The following is a 19,556-nucleotide window of genomic DNA, read 5'->3' on the forward strand; positions in this document are numbered from 1 at the left end:
GGGAAAATATGAACAAATTAAAAATATTTGCTGCAGCAGTTTTGATGACCTTTTGTACAAGCACTGTGGCTTTTGCCCAGGGAAATACTTTGGATATTGATGCCTCCATTGATACTGCAGTGACGGAATCTTATGAATTGAAAAATGCTGACATTTCAATACAGCAGGCCCAGAATTCCTACGATCAGGCAGTAAAAAATGCCAGCAGTTATGCGGATCAGCTTGATAAAGGAGGTTCAAATTTAGACAGTTATACCAGGCTTACACTTATGCAGGGCATAGGGAACCCTCCCGCAGAAGCAAAATTCTCCATATATAAATACTCCAATATGGAAAAAGTTGCTGAAAATCAGGTAAAGTTGTCTGCATATACTGAATATACGACTCTTATGGATGCAAAAGATGCTCTTGATCTTGAAAAACAGAAATTTCAAACTGCAAAAGAACAATATGACAGTTCACAGCTGAAATTAAATTTGGGAATGGCTTCGCCGGCAGATGTAAAGCAGGCCGAAGTATCTTATTATAGTGAAAATGCCCAGCTGAACAAAACTCAGAGACAATACGATTTGGAAGTTATGAAGATGAATAAGGTTTTGAATACGGACATATATACAAAATACGATGTACTGCTTAAAGATAAAATTACAGAATCACCTTATATAAGAAATTATAATGATTATGTAAATGATTCACTGAAAAATAGGGCGGAAATTTTAAATGCACAGGAAAATATAAACCTCAAGAAATTTGAATACAATGTTATAAAGGGAATATTTCCTTCTAAATATGATAATATGAATCAGATTGGACAGTATAATGTGGATCAGGCAGGAGATGCTCTTGATCTTGAAAAAATAAATATACCTATTGAAATAAACAGCCTTTATAATGACTTGCAGAACAAATCAAAAATGCTGAGCTCTAAAAAGGATGCACTCAATCTGGCGCAGAGAAATTATGACACTGCACGGGTAAAATACAATGTAGGTGTGATGAGTAAAATAGATTTTGACGCCCAGGCAGATAATTTGAAATCTGCACAAAATGATCTGAAATCCTTTCAAAGAAATATATGGATGGCACAGCTCAAATTGAATCTTGCCTGCGGCATCGGAGACGATACATCAAAACTCACCAATTAGTAGAAAATTAAATTATGTAGGGAGGCAAAAAATTGAAAAAAAAGTTAAGTGCAATAGTTGGACTTGCCACAGTCTTGGTACTAAGCATGGGAAGCACCTGTTTTGCGGAAACAGCTGTTGCAGCTCCTGTTAATGCTGCAGCTGCAGCCAGTACTTCAGATAGCAGCAGTGCGGATCTCACTTTAGACGGGGTGCTGGGCGGTATAGAGAAAAACAATGTGGAAATTCAGATGTATGATCAGAAGATACTTCTTTATCAGAGGCAATTTGACAGGGATCAGCAGAATGCGTCTTTAAATAGTGATAAAAGTCCTGTGAATTATCCTGCTGGACAGTATGCAGCTGTGAAAATTCAGATAGATGTGACACCAAAGCAGGATGAACAAAATATTAAAGATGCAAAACATGACAGAGATGATGCACTGCAGAACCTGAAATTTTCCACAGAACAGCAGTATTTAAATGCAGTAAGCGCTCAGGATCAGATAAGTACAATAAATGCTCAATTGGCGAATCTGGATAAACAGATTGCCCAGACAAATGCCAAAATACAGCAGGGGCAGCTGACAAATGATGCCCTTCAGTCTCTTCAAGTTCAAAAAAGCCAGCTTGAGGCGTCTCTTAATACTCCGAAGTCCCAGCTTCAGCAGTGTGAACTCAACATAAAGCAGGCCATAAACATGGACTTGAATACCGATGTGACCTTGGTCCTGCCTGCAGCGAAACAATTTGTAAAATTTGATGATTCAAATATTCAGTCTCAGATTGACAATGAAGTGAATAATTCCTATGATATGGCAAAGATAACAAATAATATTGCCATACTTAAAATTCAGCAGGACATATACAAGCAGTATTCCTATAATGATGCTACAGGAGAGGTAAATACAGGCCTCAGCATACAGAACCTTCAAAACAGCCTTTATAATACACAATTAAATCTTAAAATCAATTTGTGGAACAGCTATTATTCACTGAAAAACAGCGAGGATTTGGTGCAAACGGAAAATATAAAGGTTGAAAATGCACAGATGAATTATGACAATGCTTCAGCTAAAGTCAAAGCAGGAGTACTCACTGAAGTTGATTTGGATTCCGCTGCCCTTGCCCTGCAGAGCGAAAAGATAAATTTGAAAAATGCCCAGGACAATTACATGATAGCTTCAGAACAGCTTCAATATAATCTTTCCAAGTAAATTTTTTATGAATAACCTAAAGGACAGATGTTAAATTCCAGTAAATATGATAGAATGTAACCGTAAGTAAGGGGCTGCCCAAGCTTAATTAATTGGTTATATAGGGAGAGATAATTGATGAGAGACAAAATTAAATCACTGGGAATTACTGCAATTATTATGATGCTGGTTATATCTTTTACAGCTTGTTCTTTTGGAAATAAATCGGCACAGGGAAATAATAATTCTAAGAAGACGACCCAAACTTCTGGGCAAACTAAAGGACCTAAAATCACTGAAGATGCAACCAAGACTGCACAGCTCAAGAAGGAAAAGCCCATACTCAATGGAAAAGTATATGTGCAAAGCAACAGGGCTATAGCAACCATGGTAATTAAAGATGGTGTCAGTGATAAGGAAGCAAAGGATCTGGCGCAAAAATATGCCAAGGATTTAAAAAAGAAGTATAAGAATATGCAGGTTAATGTAATGGCAGTAAGGGATAATAAAAACATAGCAAACATAACTGTGAAGTAAAACAGGGGAGCGTATCCAGATTTATACAAATCAAGGTGCGTTCCCTTTAAATTATCAGTTGCTTATTGAAAATGGTATTTCTATAACAGAAGGTTTTAAAGTATTTCCGTTTTTGTCCTTTATATTGTATTTATTGTTGCTCAATATGGTAATGGTATAATCCTTGGAAGTTTCATATCCGTCATAAGGTGGATTTATTGTTATGGTGTTTGGATTTTCCAGTGTAAAGGACACATTCACATACTTTCCATCGCTGTCTGTAACCTTGATGTTGTCTGTCATGGTCATATCCATATCGTTTATTACAGTGTCATCATTTTTATCCTTGGTTACTTTATCATCAAGTGATTTGCTGAATTTTATTTTCCAGATCTTAAAAGGGTCTTTTGCAGTGAGGTCTGGCATGAATTTTATATCGGAATTTTTTATAATACTGCACTTATTGTCTTTTAATACCAGGGCAGTACCACCATTAAAAGAGGAAGCACTGTCAAAATCATAGGATATAAAAGTAGATCCCAACCTGTCAATATAACCCCACTTTATATATTTTTTTATAAGAGCTGTATCACCTGAATCTTCAATACTTGAAGATCCTGTATTTTTTTTCACTGCCGCATAACCTTCATTAAAATCCGAGGCATCATCAAATACAGGTTCTATTACGGTATCTCCCTTGTCATCTATGAAACCCCACTTCTTTCCCTTCTGCACTCTGGCAAGTCCTTCGCTAAAGGCATATATTTTATCAAATTCAGATTTGTATTTTATTTCTCCGCTGGTATTTACAAACCCATATCTGCCGTTGGATGTTACAATGGCCTTTCCCTCCTGATAGCTGTCTATCCAGTCAAGTTCAGGCTGGACAATTATTTTGCCGGAAGCATCTATGATGCCGCATTTTCCGCTTTTGATTATTTGGGATAAACCATTGCCTATAGGTGTGATGCTGTCATAGCTTAAATCCAGGATCAATCGTCCGTTTTTGTCAATGATGCCATATTTGCCGCCGCTGGACACCTTTATCAGATTCTTACCTAAATAAGATATGTCCTTGTATTTAGGCTCCAGTACTATTTTGCCATCCATATCGGAAAGTCCCCATTTGCCGTCAGCTTTTACAGGAACAAGTCCCAGCACAGGTGATTTTATTTCATCAAAGTTAAAAGCTTTAAAATTTCCTTCGGTATCTACTAGTCCCCAGTAGTTGTTCACTTTTACAGCGGCATAGCCATCTTGAAAATCATAGGCATTATCGTATTTACAGTCTAAAAATATATTTCCAGAAGTATCTATAAAACCATATTTTCCACCTTCTCTTACTCTCATGAATCCCTGCTGGAATCCGTATACTGCATCAAATTCAGGCTGTATAACAACGCTGCCTTTAGTATCTACAAATCCCCACTTTGAATTTGTGCTCACTGCCGCCAGGCCCTCTCCTGAAAAATCCAATTCATCTTCATATTGGGGCTGTACTATGACTGTGCCATTTTCATCTACAAAACCAAACTTCGTACCCTTGGAAACTTTTGCATATCCGTTCTTGAAAGAACCTATGGAAGTAAATTCAGGCTTTGTTTTTATTGTGCCTTCTTTATCCATTAATCCATAGTAATTGCCATCTTTAAATTTTGCAAGTCCATTTTGAAATGAGTATATATTGTCTGCGGATATGTCCAAATCTGTAATTGTATACTTTTTATTGTCTGCTGCCTTTACTCTTGATGAATTCCATGTAAATGTGCTGCTGAAGATAAATAGAAAAGCAAGTATGATCCCAAAACATCCTTTAAAATTTCTCTGCAAGACCCTTCCCTCCTTATATATGTTTTTAGGTTATTATACCATTAATAGAAATTAATCACTATCCTTTTTACAGCCTGAATTGTGCTAAAGTTTTAGACTTTTTGCAGCAGGTGAAGAAAAAATTCATTAATTATTAACTATCTGCTTTTAACTCATCAACGGTTTAAAAATGCGTTTGATTTTATAAAATCGTTATGATATATTAAGTTAAGATAATCAATAGAACTGTATGGATAAATGTGTTATTATAAAGAATTTGGAGGTATAATATGGTTAAAAAAACACAGCATGACAAGGAAAATAACGGTGAAGAATATGTTTCAACTGTTCTTTCACTTTTAGATCAAGAGGAAAATGTAGTTTCGGATGTACAAAAGGAAATCTTTATAGATGAGATAAAGGAACTGCCCCCAATAAAAGAAGGAGAGCTCAATGTATCAGGTGTATATGCTTATGATGCAGGAGATAAAGTTGAAGTTAAAGTATACATTAGAAACGGACTTTCATATAATTTAAATCTACAGAAAATACCCTTTTTAATTGTAAATTCCAAGGGAGAAACTCTGGCAGCCCAGACCTTTAATCTCTCCTCTTTAGGACAACTTCCACCTCATTCTGCAAGGCCTGTAAAACTTTATTTTAAAAAGGAAAATCTTAAAGTTGATAAAATACCTGCAGATGATTGGGAAATTGTTTTAAATGGTGAATTCAATGTAACTTCCAAAGTCAGGCCAAGATATGAAGGACTGCCTGATGAAATAAGTGTTGAGGACAAGCTTGTTTTTGACAAGTTTTTAGATGAACTGCCGGAAATGGAAGAAGGAGAATTCAGTATATCCACTTTTAGCGTAGGGCTTCAGACAAATGGAAATATACTTGTAACAGCAGTTATGAGAAATGCTACAAACAAGCCAATTACCATTAATAAAATGCCTATGACTGTACTTGATAAAAACAGAAGAGCTGTTAAGTCGCAAAATTTTATAATGAAGGATTTTACAGTGAACCCTTACAGAGCCAAGGTATGTAATTTTGCATTCCCAACAGATGTCCATCCGGAAAATGATCAAGCTTTAGATGGCTGGTCGGTAGTCTATAAGTTGGTAAACATAGATGGCGGCAAACATATAAAAAGAGTATAGAGTATTATAAAACTATGAAGTTATTTTAATTTATAAAAAGTGATTTCATAGTTTTTTTATCAATTGCTTCTTGGGTGCGGTGCAATTTCTCCATGAAGGAATGATTATCCTATCTGAACCTTATAAAAATTTATCCAGGAGTTCAGCATTGATTATTGGCCTGTTTTGAAGCATTATCAATGGCAGTCACTGGGTGAATTTCAAATAACCCCTAAAATAAGTTGGAAAATGAACGAATATAAATAGTGAGCAATACTTTTATACAAACTGTTGGAAAATAGTGATTTCAATAGTATAATGTAAATATGTCAAAATTGTAAACATGAAATGGCATATTAGGATATTTTAAGGACAACCTATAGATAACTTCAACTTATGTCAGAGGTGGAACTATGTCAGTAATCGACTTAGTTGCAAATTGACTTCCATCTACAAAGAGGCTTGCAGAAACAGACAGATACGAGACCAATATAGCTGTATTGAAAGAATTTGCTTCAGATTTTAATTCTGGTAATATCTATTCAGCACTTGGCAATGGACTTACAAGCGATGAATTTGCAGATGCCCTGATAGGCGGTGCACTTGCAGCCAGGGGCAAGTGCCCTTTGATAATAACAGACTACACATTAAGTTCTGAAGCTGCAGATTTCTTGAAGGAAAAAAGGATATTCGGGAACTAAACTTACAGTGTTGGGTGTGACACTTGACATATGGTAAAAATTTAATCAGTGATTTAAAAGGTAGTTGACTTTATACTAGCTAATCAAAATTTTAAATACATAGCTCGGGCTGACCCCTGTGTTTTGTTAATAAAGAATAGAGAACATATTATGAATTGAAAAGAAAGGTGTTACTTATGATTAAAAAAAATAAAATGTTTTTAAAATTTATACTTGGAGTATTTTTTGTATCCTCTGCAGGTATTGTATTGCCGCAAAAAGCATTTGCAGATGTACCTAGACTTGGAGGACAGGACAGATACCAGACTTCAAGCAAAATATCCCAAAGTGGGTGGGACACTTCGGATTATGTAGTACTTGCCAGCGGTGAAAATTATCCGGATGCACTTTGTGCCGCACCTATAGCTAAAAAATATTCAGCTCCTATACTTTTAACTACAAGTAAAACTCTTAATGGTGATATTAAAGATGAAATAACAAGACTTAAAGCAAAACATGTAATAGAAATAGGTGGAACGGCATCCATTTCGGATGATATAGAAAATGAGCTTAAAACAATGGGACTTGATCCTCAGCGAATTGGAGGACAGGACAGGTTTGAAACCTCGGTAAAAGTGGCAGAAGCTCTTGGAACTGTTACAAATGCAGTTGTAACTTCAGCTTATGGTTTTGCAGATGCTCTTTCCATAGCACCCATAGCTGCAAGTGAAAATATACCTATACTTTTAACAGGATCTGGTTCACTGCCTGATGTAGTAAAAAATTATATAAGTGAAAATGCATCATCCATAAAAAGTTCTTATGTAATTGGAGGAAATGCCGTTATAAGCGATAATGTAGTATCTGAGCTTCCTTCAGCTGAAAGAATAAGTGGACAAAACAGATTCGAAACCAACGTGAATGTCCTTAACTATTTTAAAGACAAGATTAAATTTGACAATTTATATGTAGTCCAGGCTGATGGACCTACGGGAAATGAATTTGCAGATGCACTTTCAACTTCTGTACTTGCTGCTAAAACAGCTTCACCAATAATTTTGACCTATAATTCAGTGAGCCTTCAGACAGAAAATTTTCTGAAAGCCAATGCAGCACAAGATGCTAAAGTCACTGCCATAGGAGGAATTATTGCAGTACCTGAAAGTATTGTAAGTTCACTTCAGGATATTTTAGATGGAAAGATCCCTGAAAATCCTGCACCTGGAGCTGATGGTTCGCAATCTGACTACGATATCTTCAGTTCTGCTTTGGAAAAACTTAAAACCATAGATACCTCAAGCAGTTTATCACTTAATGATACTCAAAAAGAAATAATATCGGATACAATAACTTCCATAGGTAAATATGTGGCGAATTCAAGTTATAATTATAAACAGGATGCTCCAAATATAGAAGCCCTTTACAATACACTTTCAGAAAGCCAGAAAAGTAATTTAAAAAGTGTTATAGTAAATTCTGGGATTACTCCTGCTGAAGGCTTTACCCTTATAGACAAATTTGGGCTGTAGAGGAAGATATTAATCTCATTATTAATTCTAAATTTACATATAAGTTATCTAAAGATGTGCTATAATAAGTAATGTATTTTTGGATAACTTATATGTCTTTTGGTTGATTTTATTTTTCAAATTTACATAGTTAAATTAGGGCATTGATTGATATTGCCTCAATATTTTAAATTTTGGGAGAAAGTATATGAAAAATTGGAAGAAAAGTAAAAAACCGATATTTTTAATTGTGATTATTGTTTTAATTCTGGCAGCAGCTGTTTTTGCAAAACTTGCCTTCTGGCAGTCTTCTTACAGCCCGCCTAAATATAAATTTTCAGTAGGGTTATTTGACAAGATAATCAAAGCCCAGGATACAGGCGGCACTGCAGAACTTACAAAAGATGAAGTAAATCAGATTATATCCTTGTATTTTAAAGAATACAGAGGTAGTGATATTACGGTAAAGGCAGTGGAAGCAGATTTTAGCGGTGATAATATGAAATTCTACATACCGGTGACTTATAAGAATTTTAATGTGCTGCTTACATCTGAGGGAAGTATTTTCAAGGAAAGTGATAAAATCAAGTACACTCCCCAGTACTTTAAAGTGGGAAAAATTACTTTACCAAAATCCTATGTGATGGAGAAATTAAAAAGTAGATTAAAAAATTCGGCAACTGTTGAACAGGATTCCATAATGGTCAGCACCAAGGGATTTCCGGTAGGTATTACTGCACTAAGTGTTAAAAATGAAAAACTCTTAGTTACGCTGGAAAAAAGGCAGTTGAACATTGAAGATATACTCAAGGGAAAACTTGACTCTATAAGAGATTTAATAAAAAATTATTCCAGTATAAAGAATTTAAATTTGCCCACGAAAATTAGTGGCGGAAATCAGGGAGCTGTAGAAAACAGCAGCACCTTGAATTCTGATGGCACTTCAAATTCAAATACCTCATCAGGAAGCAGTTCTGCTTCAAGCGAGAGGCAGCAGGCAATTGGCAAGGTGCTAAGTGGATTAAATGCAGCTTCAGGATCCGTCAGTACAGGATCTCAAAAGGCAGTTATATCCCAGATGATATCCGTGGTAGAGAGTATGAAGGATCCATCATACAATCCTTATTCAGCAGAAGGCAGTGTCAAGGCCATGTATGGGAAATTATCCTCTGGTGAGAGAGCACAGCTGAAAGCTGCAGTATTTTCAAACGTAGATACATCATCTGCAGACATACTGGCCAATATGATTGAAAAATAGAAAAGTTAATTTATGGAAAGGCATGAAGATTTTTAGTATGAAAATTATCTTTATGCTTTTATTTTTTTGCAAAAAATTTTTGCCTGCTTTTCAAAAAGAGCATATATACTGTATGAAAGGAGGCGATGAATATGGCCATAAATTCAACAATGCTGCAGACCACAGTGGTATTAAGCTATAAAGATGGTCTGGATGCACAGGGAAAAGAGATAATTAAAAAGCAGAGCTTTTCAAATATAAAAATAAATGCATCTGCCCAGGATATCTATGATGTTGCCAGGGAAATAGAAAAACTTCTTGGAAAAACGCTGGATGAACTTGTAAGGCAGGATGAAAGCGGGATAACAAACGCTTAAACAGTGAACAGTAACGCACAATTAGTGTAGGGGATTTCCTACAAAAAATCTATAATGTAGATTTTCTGGAACACAGCTAAAGAAAATCCTCCTTAACTGTGAACTGTCAATGGTGAACTGTAAATTGTGAATTGAAAAAAGGGGGTGATTTCATGTCTAAGTCACTGATTATGAATTTTTTAACTGAAGAAGGAAAAAAGACTTCTATAAGAGTTGCCAATGTAAAAGAAGATATAACGGATTTGGAAGTAAAAACTGCCATGGAAGCAATTATTGCAAAAAATATATTCACTTCAAAAAACGGTGATTTAAAATCTATAGACTCAGCTCATATATTGGACAGCTCAACTACTGAACTTGAAGTGAAATAAGCACAGATAAGCAGATGGATTTAGATTGTACATTACTGTCTAAATCCATCTGTTTTGTACAAATTCTTCATATAATCACCAAAATCTAAATTTATAATACAATATTTAAGACAAGAAATATATACCTGGCAGAAATAGTTAAATTCAGGAAAACTAATGAAGAATTCACAGACTATCAAGTGATTCTTAGGTTTAGGATAAATTTAAGATTAGGGAGAGAATAATATGGTGTATAAATTCAAACCCAATGCTATTATGGACAAGCATCCTGATATTAAAGTCAATACAGACTATGATTCACTGAAAACACTTAAATTGGAAGAACTACTGATAAGAGCTAAAAATGGTGATAAAACTGCGGCAGGGGAAATCTGTGAAAGGTTTAATGGAATGATTATAAATCTGGCCAGATCCTTTTATATAAATGGATATACCATGGAAGACATGATGCAGGAAGGAAGGGTTTCTCTTATAAAGGCCATTCAAAAGTATAACTTGGATTCCAGGCACCCATTTGCATCCTATGCTGCAAGTGCTGTTAAAAAAAATTTTTACTGCAAGATAAGGGATAATGTTAAAAAACTAAGCTGCTGCAGTATTCACAGCGTGAACAGCAATGGCAATGAACTCATAGGCATGATAGCTTCAGAGGAAAATATTGAAGAAGACTTGATAAAAAGGCAGCAGCAAGGGGATCTTTGGAAGGCTGTAAAGAAACTTCCCAAAGAAGAAAGAGATATAATAATCTGGTATTATGTACAGGACAGAAATTTAAAGGAATATGGAATAAAAAAGGGAATACCCTATAGAACAGTAGCTTATAGAAAGAGAAAAGCAATGGAGCATTTAAAAAAGGCGACTGTAACCCGAAATAAAAAGTAAATTTATAAGAATTTATTAAGTAATGATTGAGAAGAGAAACGTATCTGGATTTCATTTAAATAAAATCTAGATACGTTATTTTAAAAGCCTATAAAAAATTTTGTGTAAACTGAATAAAAATCACTCTTTCTTGGCAATAATTTCAGATAGCTGAGCCACAATTTTTTACAAGTATGATAAATATAATATATCTGAAAAACAAACTCAAAACAGCAGGAATTTATATTTTAAAAAAACTATAAATTCAGAGATGTATAATTCACCAATTAAGATCCAGTATGAAATACATACCTCATAAGGATAAAAAAGAATTTGCTAAATATTTAAAATCCGTTTATGGAGCAGTAAATAAAGATACTACACTTGAAAATCTAATGGCTGCGAAAGAAAAATGGGATACCAAATATCCAAATGCCATAAAAAACTGGGAAGATAACTGGGATAATCTCATAACTCTCTTCATGTTTCCTGAGTATATTTGAAGAATTATGATGTTAGTATAAAAGTGTAGACATAAATTAATAGATTTACTGAAGATATATAATAAAATTAAGGAAAGTGTCTACAAATGGTAAGAACATCTAGAAGTTATACGGATGGATATAAAAATACTATTGTTGAATTATTCAATTTCCCTGTAAATATAAGGGCCTGTACGTTCGTGGCACTTTCCAAAAACTCTGGCCTGAGGTATTTGTGCTTCTGAATCAAAAGATACTGCATATACCGCAAATGTATGAACTGTTTCAAGCCGCCTAGATATGTACCACCTAGTATAATTAGGATTCAAAGATGCCCACTGAATTGCTAAGTCAGCTGTGAGAGCTGTTCTTTATTGATTTTCGCGTAAACTACTGTACTGTCCAAAGATTCGTGTCCAAGTATGTCAGCAACCATTTTTAGTGAATTTTCTCTATTTCTGTAAATGATCCTTCATATAATGAGCACGTGCATAATCCCATTAAAATATAGTAATTACAATTCGATGGAATTTCCGGCCTGGAGTAGCAAATGTAAGCATTTTAGGTTTTATTTTCACTTGTTGTAAATGTTTTTACAATAGACAAAATGTGAACAAATTGTTACAATATAATAAAATATTCACAAATAAAAGGTGGGATTATATTGGATAATAATAAAATGACTAAGTGTAAAGCTTGTGGTGCCGATATCGCAAAAGGGGTAAAAAAATGTCCACATTGTGGCAAGGATCAAAGAAACTTTTTCATGAAACATAAAATAATAACTTTTATAATAGCAATTATATTAATAGGTGGAATTGGATCGGCATTAAGCGATGGAAAAGATAAAAAGGATACATCGGTTAAAACCAGTACAAAAGAGGTATCTCAAAAGAAACAGGATGAACCAAAGAAAGATGAATTAAAAGATTTTTATAATGTTGGGGAAACAGCAAATTATAAAGGAATTCAAATGACAGTAACGAAAGTGGACAAGTCCAATGGCTCAGAATATGATAAACCTAAAGAAGGAAAGGAATTTGTTATAGCCACTGTTAAGATAAAAAATGGTTCTAAAGATAAAATATCATATAATCCATTTTACTTTAAGATTCAAAATAGCAAAGGACAAATTGAAGATGGTACGCTTTCTACAGTTGATCAAGATACTGCCTTAAAGTCAGGAGAATTAGCACCAGGTGGTGAAGTAGAAGGTACAGTAATTTTTGAAGAACCAATAGGTGATAAAGGAATGTTATTGCAGTATCAAGATAATATTTTCAGCGATAAAATTAAAATACAATTTAAAATTAGTTAAATATGATACTAACTGTGATTTAGGATGAAAAGGAAAATAACAGTTACTTTAAGAAGTAAGTAACTCAGTATGAATATCTTTTCCGGTGGCTTGAAATATGGAAGCTGCCAGATTTTTTATAGGTAACTTTGATTTAGTATTGAATAAAAATATATTGGTGGTTATTGATAGTTGAAAAATGTAGAATTCCTTTATTATTGTGTGAGGAACTTTTCCCGGATGCAGTACAAATATTAGATTTTTATCATTTTAGCGAGAATGTACATGAATATGCAAAAGCAATTTATCCTGAAAATGAGGTAATAAGAAAAGCTTGGGTGAATAAGCTTCTTGGTTTTGTTACTAGAGGTGAGGTGACAAAAGCTGCTAACTTTATAGAAAAACATACTTTAATAAATCAGCCTGAAGGCACAGTAAATCTACCTTTGTATATAAATAATAATATTAAAAGGATAGACTATAAATATTTTAAAGACAATAAATATTATATTGAAAGTGGAAATAAAACTGTAATACAAAAAAGAATGAAACAGTCAGGAATGTGGTGGAGATTGTCTGGAGGACAGTATATAGCCACCCTGCGAGGTAAATACAAAAGCGATCTTTGGGATGAAGTAAAAAAGGCAATAGAAGCTTTATGAATGATTGGAGAGTCATAGAATAATGGATTTCCGATATGGACAATGTAAATTTAGCTGATATGTTTACCTACTATCAATATTATTTATTGGCAAGTAATCCCAAACATTCTTTGGTTGAAGAATTAAAAAGGCAGTTTAAAATAAAGATTCCAACAAGGTATTGGCCGATTTTAAAAAATTTGTCAATGAGTATAAAAATATATATGAATCTTCAGATAAGGTCACAAATAGTTTTTGGTATATATCATGGAGTATTTATTGCCTGACATCACTCATTACAGCCCAGCATGAGAAATATGCTGGAATGGATAGGTTGAAAATAGTATTGAGATGATTTTATTATTTGTGTTTAATAGCAGGAAAAACTCTTAACGGCATCAAGCAGACCTGTTTTAATATTATAGCTGCAATAAAAAATAAAGAAAGCATTGAAAACATTGAAAAAATCATAAATGAGAAGTTGAAAAAAGATAATATAATAGGAATTGCCATGGAAAAGCTGAATGGGGAAGTTTACTTTGAAAATTGGATTAAGCCCATTCTTTTATTGGTGGAATATAAGCAGAATGACAGCAATTCTGAAGGAATTACGAGTTTTAGAATAACCCAAAAAATTGTAGATGACTATAATTTAGATAAATATCAAAAATTCTGGAATGTACAATCAATAATAGACAGACACGATTGGCTTATTAATGAAATTAAGGAAATTAGTGTAACAGGGTCAGACCCCATTACATTTTTTGGAAATAAATTATAATAAGCACTACTTTAATCGTAAGGATAAATTATGCTCTAGATTGTTTTGTATATATGATTAAGTACAAACTCCAAATACTAAAATCCCTAAATGCATATTATAGGGCATAAAGTATCTGGAGTTTCAATTATTAATTGTTTATTCATCGGCAATTTACTGCTATTTCTGGGAAACTCTGGTTTTAAGTTTGTTTGCCTGGTTATAGAAATAAGTGGCGGTTTTAATATCCTAATGGATTAATAGGAGATGATGAATTTAAGACATGTAGAACGCATGTAAAAATAAAAATCTGAAAACACTGCATTGCAACAAAAAATTTCTACTATACAAAATACAGCTGGAATTGCAGTACAGAAATAATTTAAACCTAGGATAGTTTAAAAGTTATTCTAGGCTTTATTTTTTATAAAATATGATTTAAAATAATAAATAGGGTATATCTGTATTTTTCTGTGGTATCTATGAAAGCATATTTTTTCATATGGGCAGCATCTCCATTTCAAATTTTTATCAATAAGTATTTATTCTTCAATAATATTCAAAAATCCTGCTGTAAATCACCCTGTGAGAATAATGAACAACATATTTTTATCCACAGTGTGGATTATTTTAATATGTTTTGATAAAATGAAGATATAAAGCTTAAACTTAATGATATCTTAGATATGGACGGAAGATTTAATAAAAAGGTTTATATTTAAGGTATATGTTCTTAATAAAATAATTTCTGAGCAGTTTGACATATTGAAAGTCTGGCTGAAAAGTATAATGAAACCCAGGATGGATGCAGAATCATTGCAATATATATGTTGTAATACTGGTCATTATGTAAATGTGATATCCAGGAGGATACAAAATGATAGGTGTAATTGTTAATACCATGGCTGTTATAGCAGGCAGCATTATAGGACTATTGTTTAAAAAGGGAATCCCTAAGAAAATTACCGATTCGGTTATGATTGGAATAGGCTTATGTACTATTTATATTGGAATATCGGGAACATTAAAGGGTAAGAATACTCTGATACTTATAATCTCCATTGTTATAGGTACTGTCATAGGAACATGGATTGATATTGACAAGAGAATAAATGCCATGGGGGAGTATATTGAGGAACACTTCAAAAAATCTTCTGACAATGCTGTTTCAGTTGCCGAAGGCTTTGTTACAGCCAGCCTTCTATTTTGTATAGGTGCAATGACTATTGTGGGTTCATTAAATGCAGGCCTTACTGGAGATAATACAATGCTTTTTACAAAATCCGTACTTGATTTGATATCGTCTGTAATACTTTCTGTAAGCCTTGGTATAGGTGTATTATTTTCTGCTTCTTTTGTTTTCTTATTTCAGGGTGCCATTGTTTTTCTGGCACAGTTTTTACAGCCGGTTCTAACTAATTCAGCTATTGGAGAAATTACTTGTACAGGCTCTCTGATGATTATAGCACTTGGATTAAATATAATTGGTGTTGCTAAAATTAAGGTGGCAAATTATTTACCTGCAATTATTGTGACTCCGGTTTTATGCTGGATAGTAACGCTAATGTGAAATATTAAATTCTGCGTTGTAGGGGGCTCACCACCTGACAGAAAATAGGAAAACAAAGTATCTGGTTTTGGACTGTGCAAACCCAGATACTTTTCAATAGCTGGAATGTATACTTATCATACAAATATTGACTTAATTTTGATTTTTTACAGTTGGTTTCACTACATTTTGCCTTCCATCTTATTTCTGGCTTTAGTGATATCATGTTCATCAAGTCCTGTAATTTCTTTTATCTCTCCCATGCCTATGCCCTTATCCAGCAGATCTTTGGCTTTTTCCATGGCCTTTTCATGTAATCCTTTATTTTTATGCCATTCCATACTTGTCCCTCCTTTAACGGTTTCTTCTTATTATTTTTAATTTACTTTTTATGGACTCAAATTATTGGATAAACTTGTAATTTGTTTTTTATATAGATTCTATTGCAAAATATCAGCTATTAAAAGCTAATCCAGATGTTTTTCTGATGGAGAGCCGAATTTTGCTCTCGAGCTTTCAGCCTGAGGGTCATGATTTATATTTTTCTTCTTAAATTTACCATCTTCTTTTTTATTGTTGTTGTGCTTTGTTTTATTATGCATAAATATACCTCCTTTCCTAATATAGGTTTTCCTCAGGTGTTGTTTTTATGCTGAAGTATAAATGGTTAAGAATAATATAAATTCCTTTATTGTATACTATTTTAAAAAAAAGGGAAAAGGTGAGTAATCCAGATCATTTTACTCCGCTTCCCCGGGCGGCAATTATTTTATCCGCATTTTTTACAGCTTTTAAAATATAATGGCCATTTTCCCTGCCCACAGGGTCTAAAATATTTTTCAGGCATTTTGCATCAGTGGATCTGTATGCAAAGAGATTTACTATTTCCAATGATCCGAAATCTCAGCGCCTTGCAAAAGAGATACATTTTTTAAGGTTCTATTGGAAAAGGAAAGTGGCGTATTATCAGATAATAATTGCTTTTTAGTTCATCAGATTTTTAATAAGATGCCCCGTTTAAACTGGGCTGACATTAATGATATTCCTTTTAACGATTGCTCAAATCAAAGACTTTATTAAACAAATTTTAGACAGGTCAAAAGAAGACAATCTTGAATATATTGATATTGCATCCGGTGATATTCATCTGATTTGAAGCTTTCTGCAGTAAAAGACTATCTTGCTGGAATGGGTTCACAAGATGATATTTGTATGAAATATGGTATTCGTTCAAAAAGTAAATTACAAAAGTGGATTAATCAGTATAATAGTAATGAGGAGTTTAAAACTTCTGGAACAAGAGGAGCACCTATCATGACTAAAGGACGAAAAACCACTTATGAGGAATGAATTGAAATAGTTCAATACTGTATTCAACATGAAAATAAATATGTTGAAACAGCTGAAAAATATCAAGTATCATACCAGCAGGTTTATACTTGGCTTAAAAAATATGAGGCAGATGGAGTTAAAGGACTGCTTGACCGTAGAGGTCGTACTAAGCCTGAAGATGAAATGTCAGAGTTGGAAAAACTTAGCGCTGAGAATCGTCTGTTAAAGGCAGGAGGGAGCTACCATGGAATATGAAGGTATTGTATATAGACCTCCTAGTGAGGCCGGAAGTTTTATAATTCAAGTTACTATAGGTTGTGCACACAATAAGTGTACCTTTTGTGATATGTACAAAGGGAAGAAGTTTAGAATAAGAAATATGGAGGAAATATACAGGGATTTGGAAGAGGCAAGAGAAATATATGGACATATAAATAGAATATTTTTAGCTGACGGAGATGCACTTGTACTTCCAATGAAAAATTTAAGAGATATATTGCTTAAGATAAAATTGCTTTTTCCGGAATGTAACAGGGTTTCATCCTATGCTGCTCCAGGGGATGTATTGGCAAAATCCCAGTATGAAATGAAGAAGTTAAAAGACTTGGGACTTAAAATGATATATATGGGTGTGGAAAGCGGAGGTGATGAAATATTAAGGAAAATAAAAAAAGGAGCCAGTTCCAGGCAGATAATAGAGGCAGGTAAAAAGATTAAAAACAGCGGCATAAAACTTTCAGCTACATTTATTTCCGGGATAGGCGGAAAGAAGTATTGGAAGGAAAACGCAGTGGAATCAGCAAGAGTTATAAATTCCATGCAGCCTGATTATGTTGGCCTGCTGACTCTTATGGTTGAGGATGGGACAGAACTGTGCAGAGACGTGAGAAGTGGAAAATTTGAACTTTTAAATCCCAGAGAGATTATGCTTGAAACCAGGCAACTTATTAAGAATATTGATATAAGCAATTGTATTTTTAGAAGCAACCATGCTTCCAATTATGTAGCTTTAGGTGGGACTCTTTCTCAAGACAAACAGAAATTGATTGATAAAATTGACGGAGTTCTAAAAGGGGATCAGGGATATAAACCTGAGGAATTCAGGCTGCTGTAGTTAAGAATTTATTTGTTTGTCTGCGTATATCCTTTCTAATAGGTATTCGTATTGAAGACCTTGTCATTACAACTGAAAATGGCTGCGAAGTATTGAATGAATATACAAAGGATATAATTGTCGTTTCTGAATGTAAATAGAAAAGAGGAGATTATATTTATGAAAATTACTGAAGGTTATATGCCCTATTTAGAATATAAGACTTATTATCGTATAGCAGGTGAATGTACAGGAAATAAAAAGCCATTGCTTTTGCTGCACGGTGGACCAGGCTCTACCCATAATTACTTCGAGGTACTTGATAAAGTTGCAGAAGATGGGCGAGCAGTTATTATGTATGACCAATTGGGATGTGGATTATCTGCAACACCTTCCCGTCCTGACCTATGGTGTGCAAAGACATGGATTGAAGAATTAATCCAGCTGCGTAAATACTTAGGCTTAGGCGAAATTCATCTATTAGGGCAATCCTGGGGGGGAATGCAGGCAATTCAATATGCTTGTGAATACAAGCCCCAGGGAATCAAAAGTTATATTTTATCCAGTACTTTACCATCTGCTGCAATATGGGAAAAAGAACAGCGCAGAAGAGTTGCATACCTTCCTCAGGAAATGCAGGATGCCATTTCAAAAGCAGAAAAAACTGATGACTATTCGTCAAAAGAGTATAAGAAGGCAGAAACAGAATTCATGCACCGTTACTGTGCAGATCCAGCAGGACCAGAATCGCCGGAATGTTTAACACGTCCAAAGATTGTTGGAACAGAGGCTTATACAACTGCATGGGGTCAAAATGAATTCACTCCATCTGGCACATTAAAAAATTTTGATTTTATGGAACAGATTGGAGATATTCAGGAACCCTGCTTAATTACCAGTGGTCTGATTGATCTTTGCTCACCGCTTATTGCCAAGACAATGTATGACAAGATTCCAAATTCAGAGTGGCAATTATTTGAATTCAGCCGCCATATGCCCTTTGTAGAAGAAAATGAGAAATATATAAAAGTGCTTAATAAATGGATGAATAAAAAGGATTAATCTTCTGCCGCAGTTAGATAACTATTATTATAATAAAATAGCTTAGCAGCAAAAATTTTTCTGGCTTTTGCTGCTAGGTTAAATAATTTTATAGCAGATTAATTCATTTAGGCTGAGTACCAGCTTAAAGACAGCGGAATCAAGTTATTTAAAATGGGCAACAGGGGTACCTGCTATACGGAATATTTGGAAACGAAAATTCCCCATAATGGGAAACTGGGGTTTGATGGACGTGTCATTACCATGCAGGAAGGAGAAGAGCTGGTTCAACGGCTTGCTGATAAGAATGTGACGGTTGAGTACAATCATGATCTTATTAACGGAGTGTGGGAAAATCGTCCTGAGTTGGCAAATGAACCTGTTTTCCTTCTTGAAGAAAAGTATTCTGGTGAAAGTACAATGTCCAAGCTGCGCAGAGTAAGGGATGTGATGAAAGAAGCAGGTGCAAATTATCATGTTTGTAGAAGGTTAGAATTGTAACTGTATATGATATATCTTTGAATATTATATATAGGTCAT

General features: G+C 34.1%; 23 protein-coding genes and 2 pseudogenes. 21 read left to right on the forward strand and 4 right to left on the reverse strand.

What is annotated here, in order from left to right; translation table 11 throughout:
- Nucleotides 1–8 precede the first annotated feature (8 nt).
- The 3 genes from AB8U03_RS09655 (at nt 9) to AB8U03_RS09665 (ending at nt 2,857) form a co-directional block, all read left to right on the forward strand.
- Nucleotides 9–1,145, forward strand: coding sequence for a TolC family protein (locus tag AB8U03_RS09655; protein WP_369704345.1), 1,137 nt, complete (start codon nt 9–11; stop codon nt 1,143–1,145).
- A gap of 32 nt (nt 1,146–1,177) precedes the next feature.
- Complete coding sequence (locus tag AB8U03_RS09660; RefSeq protein WP_369704346.1) at nt 1,178–2,341, forward strand: TolC family protein; 1,164 nt, start codon at nt 1,178–1,180, stop codon at nt 2,339–2,341.
- A gap of 117 nt (nt 2,342–2,458) precedes the next feature.
- A complete protein-coding gene (locus AB8U03_RS09665; protein WP_369704347.1) occupies nt 2,459–2,857 on the forward strand; it encodes a hypothetical protein in 399 nt (132 codons plus the stop codon).
- Between the two features lie 54 nt (nt 2,858–2,911).
- On the opposite strand, the gene AB8U03_RS09670 is transcribed toward AB8U03_RS09665, so the two are convergent.
- Entirely contained in the window at nt 2,912–4,666 is a 1,755-nt protein-coding gene (locus AB8U03_RS09670; RefSeq protein WP_369704348.1) for a WG repeat-containing protein, read from the reverse strand.
- 269 nt (nt 4,667–4,935) lie between these two features.
- Here AB8U03_RS09670 and AB8U03_RS09675 point away from each other — a divergent pair, with 269 nt between their 5' ends.
- From AB8U03_RS09675 to AB8U03_RS09735, 13 genes and pseudogenes are all read left to right on the forward strand, one after another.
- Nucleotides 4,936–5,808: an SLAP domain-containing protein gene (locus tag AB8U03_RS09675; RefSeq protein WP_369704349.1), complete on the forward strand. Its 873-nt coding sequence runs from the start codon at nt 4,936–4,938 to the stop codon at nt 5,806–5,808.
- A gap of 449 nt (nt 5,809–6,257) precedes the next feature.
- Nucleotides 6,258–6,488 (forward strand): annotated as a pseudogene (locus AB8U03_RS09680) (cell wall-binding repeat-containing protein); the annotation flags it as partial.
- 176 nt (nt 6,489–6,664) lie between these two features.
- The gene (locus AB8U03_RS09685; RefSeq protein WP_369704350.1) at nt 6,665–7,996 is read left to right on the forward strand and encodes a cell wall-binding repeat-containing protein; all 1,332 of its coding nucleotides are present in this window, start codon (nt 6,665–6,667) and stop codon (nt 7,994–7,996) included.
- 187 nt (nt 7,997–8,183) lie between these two features.
- Nucleotides 8,184–9,233, forward strand: coding sequence for a DUF2140 domain-containing protein (locus tag AB8U03_RS09690; protein WP_369704351.1), 1,050 nt, complete (start codon nt 8,184–8,186; stop codon nt 9,231–9,233).
- Nucleotides 9,234–9,364: 131 nt separating this feature from the next.
- The gene (locus AB8U03_RS09695) at nt 9,365–9,589 is read left to right on the forward strand and encodes a DUF1659 domain-containing protein (protein WP_369704352.1); all 225 of its coding nucleotides are present in this window, start codon (nt 9,365–9,367) and stop codon (nt 9,587–9,589) included.
- A 152-nt stretch (nt 9,590–9,741) separates the two neighbouring features.
- A complete protein-coding gene (locus tag AB8U03_RS09700; protein ID WP_369704353.1) occupies nt 9,742–9,960 on the forward strand; it encodes a DUF2922 domain-containing protein in 219 nt (72 codons plus the stop codon).
- Nucleotides 9,961–10,185: 225 nt separating this feature from the next.
- Nucleotides 10,186–10,842, forward strand: a complete 657-nt coding sequence (locus tag AB8U03_RS09705) for a sigma-70 family RNA polymerase sigma factor (RefSeq protein WP_369704354.1) — start codon at nt 10,186–10,188, stop codon at nt 10,840–10,842.
- A 242-nt stretch (nt 10,843–11,084) separates the two neighbouring features.
- Nucleotides 11,085–11,321 (forward strand): annotated as a pseudogene (locus AB8U03_RS09710) (transposase); the annotation flags it as partial.
- 646 nt (nt 11,322–11,967) lie between these two features.
- On the forward strand, nt 11,968–12,621 hold the full coding sequence (locus AB8U03_RS09715; protein ID WP_369704355.1) for a DUF4352 domain-containing protein: 654 nt from the start codon (nt 11,968–11,970) through the stop codon (nt 12,619–12,621).
- Nucleotides 12,622–12,785: 164 nt separating this feature from the next.
- Nucleotides 12,786–13,262 (forward strand): hypothetical protein, encoded by a 477-nt coding sequence (locus AB8U03_RS09720; protein WP_369704356.1) that lies wholly within the window; start codon nt 12,786–12,788, stop codon nt 13,260–13,262.
- 35 nt (nt 13,263–13,297) lie between these two features.
- A complete protein-coding gene (locus AB8U03_RS09725) occupies nt 13,298–13,528 on the forward strand; it encodes a hypothetical protein (protein ID WP_369704357.1) in 231 nt (76 codons plus the stop codon).
- 77 nt (nt 13,529–13,605) lie between these two features.
- On the forward strand, nt 13,606–14,022 hold the full coding sequence (locus AB8U03_RS09730; protein ID WP_369704358.1) for a hypothetical protein: 417 nt from the start codon (nt 13,606–13,608) through the stop codon (nt 14,020–14,022).
- Nucleotides 14,023–14,878: 856 nt separating this feature from the next.
- Nucleotides 14,879–15,571: a DUF554 domain-containing protein gene (locus AB8U03_RS09735; RefSeq protein ID WP_369704359.1), complete on the forward strand. Its 693-nt coding sequence runs from the start codon at nt 14,879–14,881 to the stop codon at nt 15,569–15,571.
- Between the two features lie 161 nt (nt 15,572–15,732).
- Here AB8U03_RS09735 and AB8U03_RS09740 read toward each other — a convergent pair whose 3' ends face one another.
- The 3 genes from AB8U03_RS09740 to AB8U03_RS09750 all read right to left on the reverse strand — a co-directional run bounded on the left by AB8U03_RS09740 (nt 15,733) and on the right by AB8U03_RS09750 (nt 16,441).
- Nucleotides 15,733–15,891 (reverse strand): hypothetical protein, encoded by a 159-nt coding sequence (locus AB8U03_RS09740; protein WP_369704360.1) that lies wholly within the window; start codon nt 15,889–15,891, stop codon nt 15,733–15,735.
- A 126-nt stretch (nt 15,892–16,017) separates the two neighbouring features.
- Nucleotides 16,018–16,152 carry a CPC_1213 family protein gene (locus AB8U03_RS09745; protein ID WP_369704361.1) on the reverse strand — a complete coding sequence of 45 codons (135 nt, stop codon included), beginning with the start codon at nt 16,150–16,152 and terminating at the stop codon, nt 16,018–16,020.
- A gap of 133 nt (nt 16,153–16,285) precedes the next feature.
- Nucleotides 16,286–16,441, reverse strand: coding sequence for a DUF1643 domain-containing protein (locus AB8U03_RS09750; RefSeq protein ID WP_369704362.1), 156 nt, complete (start codon nt 16,439–16,441; stop codon nt 16,286–16,288).
- Between the two features lie 261 nt (nt 16,442–16,702).
- Here AB8U03_RS09750 and AB8U03_RS09755 point away from each other — a divergent pair, with 261 nt between their 5' ends.
- The 5 genes from AB8U03_RS09755 (at nt 16,703) to AB8U03_RS09775 (ending at nt 19,517) form a co-directional block, all read left to right on the forward strand.
- A complete protein-coding gene (locus tag AB8U03_RS09755; protein ID WP_369704363.1) occupies nt 16,703–16,900 on the forward strand; it encodes a helix-turn-helix domain-containing protein in 198 nt (65 codons plus the stop codon).
- Nucleotides 16,901–16,906: 6 nt separating this feature from the next.
- The gene (locus tag AB8U03_RS09760; RefSeq protein WP_369704456.1) at nt 16,907–17,137 is read left to right on the forward strand and encodes a helix-turn-helix domain-containing protein; all 231 of its coding nucleotides are present in this window, start codon (nt 16,907–16,909) and stop codon (nt 17,135–17,137) included.
- Complete coding sequence (locus AB8U03_RS09765) at nt 17,127–17,996, forward strand: radical SAM protein (RefSeq protein WP_369704364.1); 870 nt, start codon at nt 17,127–17,129, stop codon at nt 17,994–17,996. Before AB8U03_RS09760 ends, AB8U03_RS09765 begins: the two co-directional genes overlap by 11 nt.
- Before the next feature lie 159 nt (nt 17,997–18,155).
- Complete coding sequence (gene pepI / locus AB8U03_RS09770) at nt 18,156–19,037, forward strand: proline iminopeptidase (protein WP_369704365.1); 882 nt, start codon at nt 18,156–18,158, stop codon at nt 19,035–19,037.
- Between the two features lie 153 nt (nt 19,038–19,190).
- Nucleotides 19,191–19,517 carry an aminopeptidase P family N-terminal domain-containing protein gene (locus tag AB8U03_RS09775; protein WP_369704366.1) on the forward strand — a complete coding sequence of 109 codons (327 nt, stop codon included), beginning with the start codon at nt 19,191–19,193 and terminating at the stop codon, nt 19,515–19,517.
- Nucleotides 19,518–19,556: the final 39 nt, after the last annotated feature.

It is taken from the genome of Clostridium moutaii (assembly GCF_041205085.1).
Taxonomy (GTDB): domain Bacteria; phylum Bacillota; class Clostridia; order Clostridiales; family Clostridiaceae; genus Clostridium_B; species Clostridium_B moutaii.

Bases quoted from the DNA above. Each gene is read 5' to 3' on its own strand.
- AB8U03_RS09655 (WP_369704345.1), top strand. From the start codon at position 9: ATGAACAAATTAAAAATATTTGCTGCAGCAGTTTTGATGACCTTTTGT.
- AB8U03_RS09665 (WP_369704347.1), top strand. From the start codon at position 2,459: ATGAGAGACAAAATTAAATCACTGGGAATTACTGCAATTATTATGATG.
- AB8U03_RS09675 (WP_369704349.1), top strand. From the start codon at position 4,936: ATGGTTAAAAAAACACAGCATGACAAGGAAAATAACGGTGAAGAATAT.
- AB8U03_RS09685 (WP_369704350.1), top strand. From the start codon at position 6,665: ATGATTAAAAAAAATAAAATGTTTTTAAAATTTATACTTGGAGTATTT.
- AB8U03_RS09690 (WP_369704351.1), top strand. From the start codon at position 8,184: ATGAAAAATTGGAAGAAAAGTAAAAAACCGATATTTTTAATTGTGATT.
- AB8U03_RS09695 (WP_369704352.1), top strand. From the start codon at position 9,365: ATGGCCATAAATTCAACAATGCTGCAGACCACAGTGGTATTAAGCTAT.
- AB8U03_RS09700 (WP_369704353.1), top strand. From the start codon at position 9,742: ATGTCTAAGTCACTGATTATGAATTTTTTAACTGAAGAAGGAAAAAAG.
- AB8U03_RS09705 (WP_369704354.1), top strand. From the start codon at position 10,186: ATGGTGTATAAATTCAAACCCAATGCTATTATGGACAAGCATCCTGAT.
- AB8U03_RS09725 (WP_369704357.1), top strand. From the start codon at position 13,298: ATGGACAATGTAAATTTAGCTGATATGTTTACCTACTATCAATATTAT.
- AB8U03_RS09735 (WP_369704359.1), top strand. From the start codon at position 14,879: ATGATAGGTGTAATTGTTAATACCATGGCTGTTATAGCAGGCAGCATT.
- AB8U03_RS09740 (WP_369704360.1), bottom strand. From the start codon at position 15,891: ATGGAATGGCATAAAAATAAAGGATTACATGAAAAGGCCATGGAAAAA.
- AB8U03_RS09745 (WP_369704361.1), bottom strand. From the start codon at position 16,152: ATGCATAATAAAACAAAGCACAACAACAATAAAAAAGAAGATGGTAAA.
- AB8U03_RS09765 (WP_369704364.1), top strand. From the start codon at position 17,127: ATGGAATATGAAGGTATTGTATATAGACCTCCTAGTGAGGCCGGAAGT.
- pepI (WP_369704365.1), top strand. From the start codon at position 18,156: ATGAAAATTACTGAAGGTTATATGCCCTATTTAGAATATAAGACTTAT.
- AB8U03_RS09775 (WP_369704366.1), top strand. From the start codon at position 19,191: ATGGGCAACAGGGGTACCTGCTATACGGAATATTTGGAAACGAAAATT.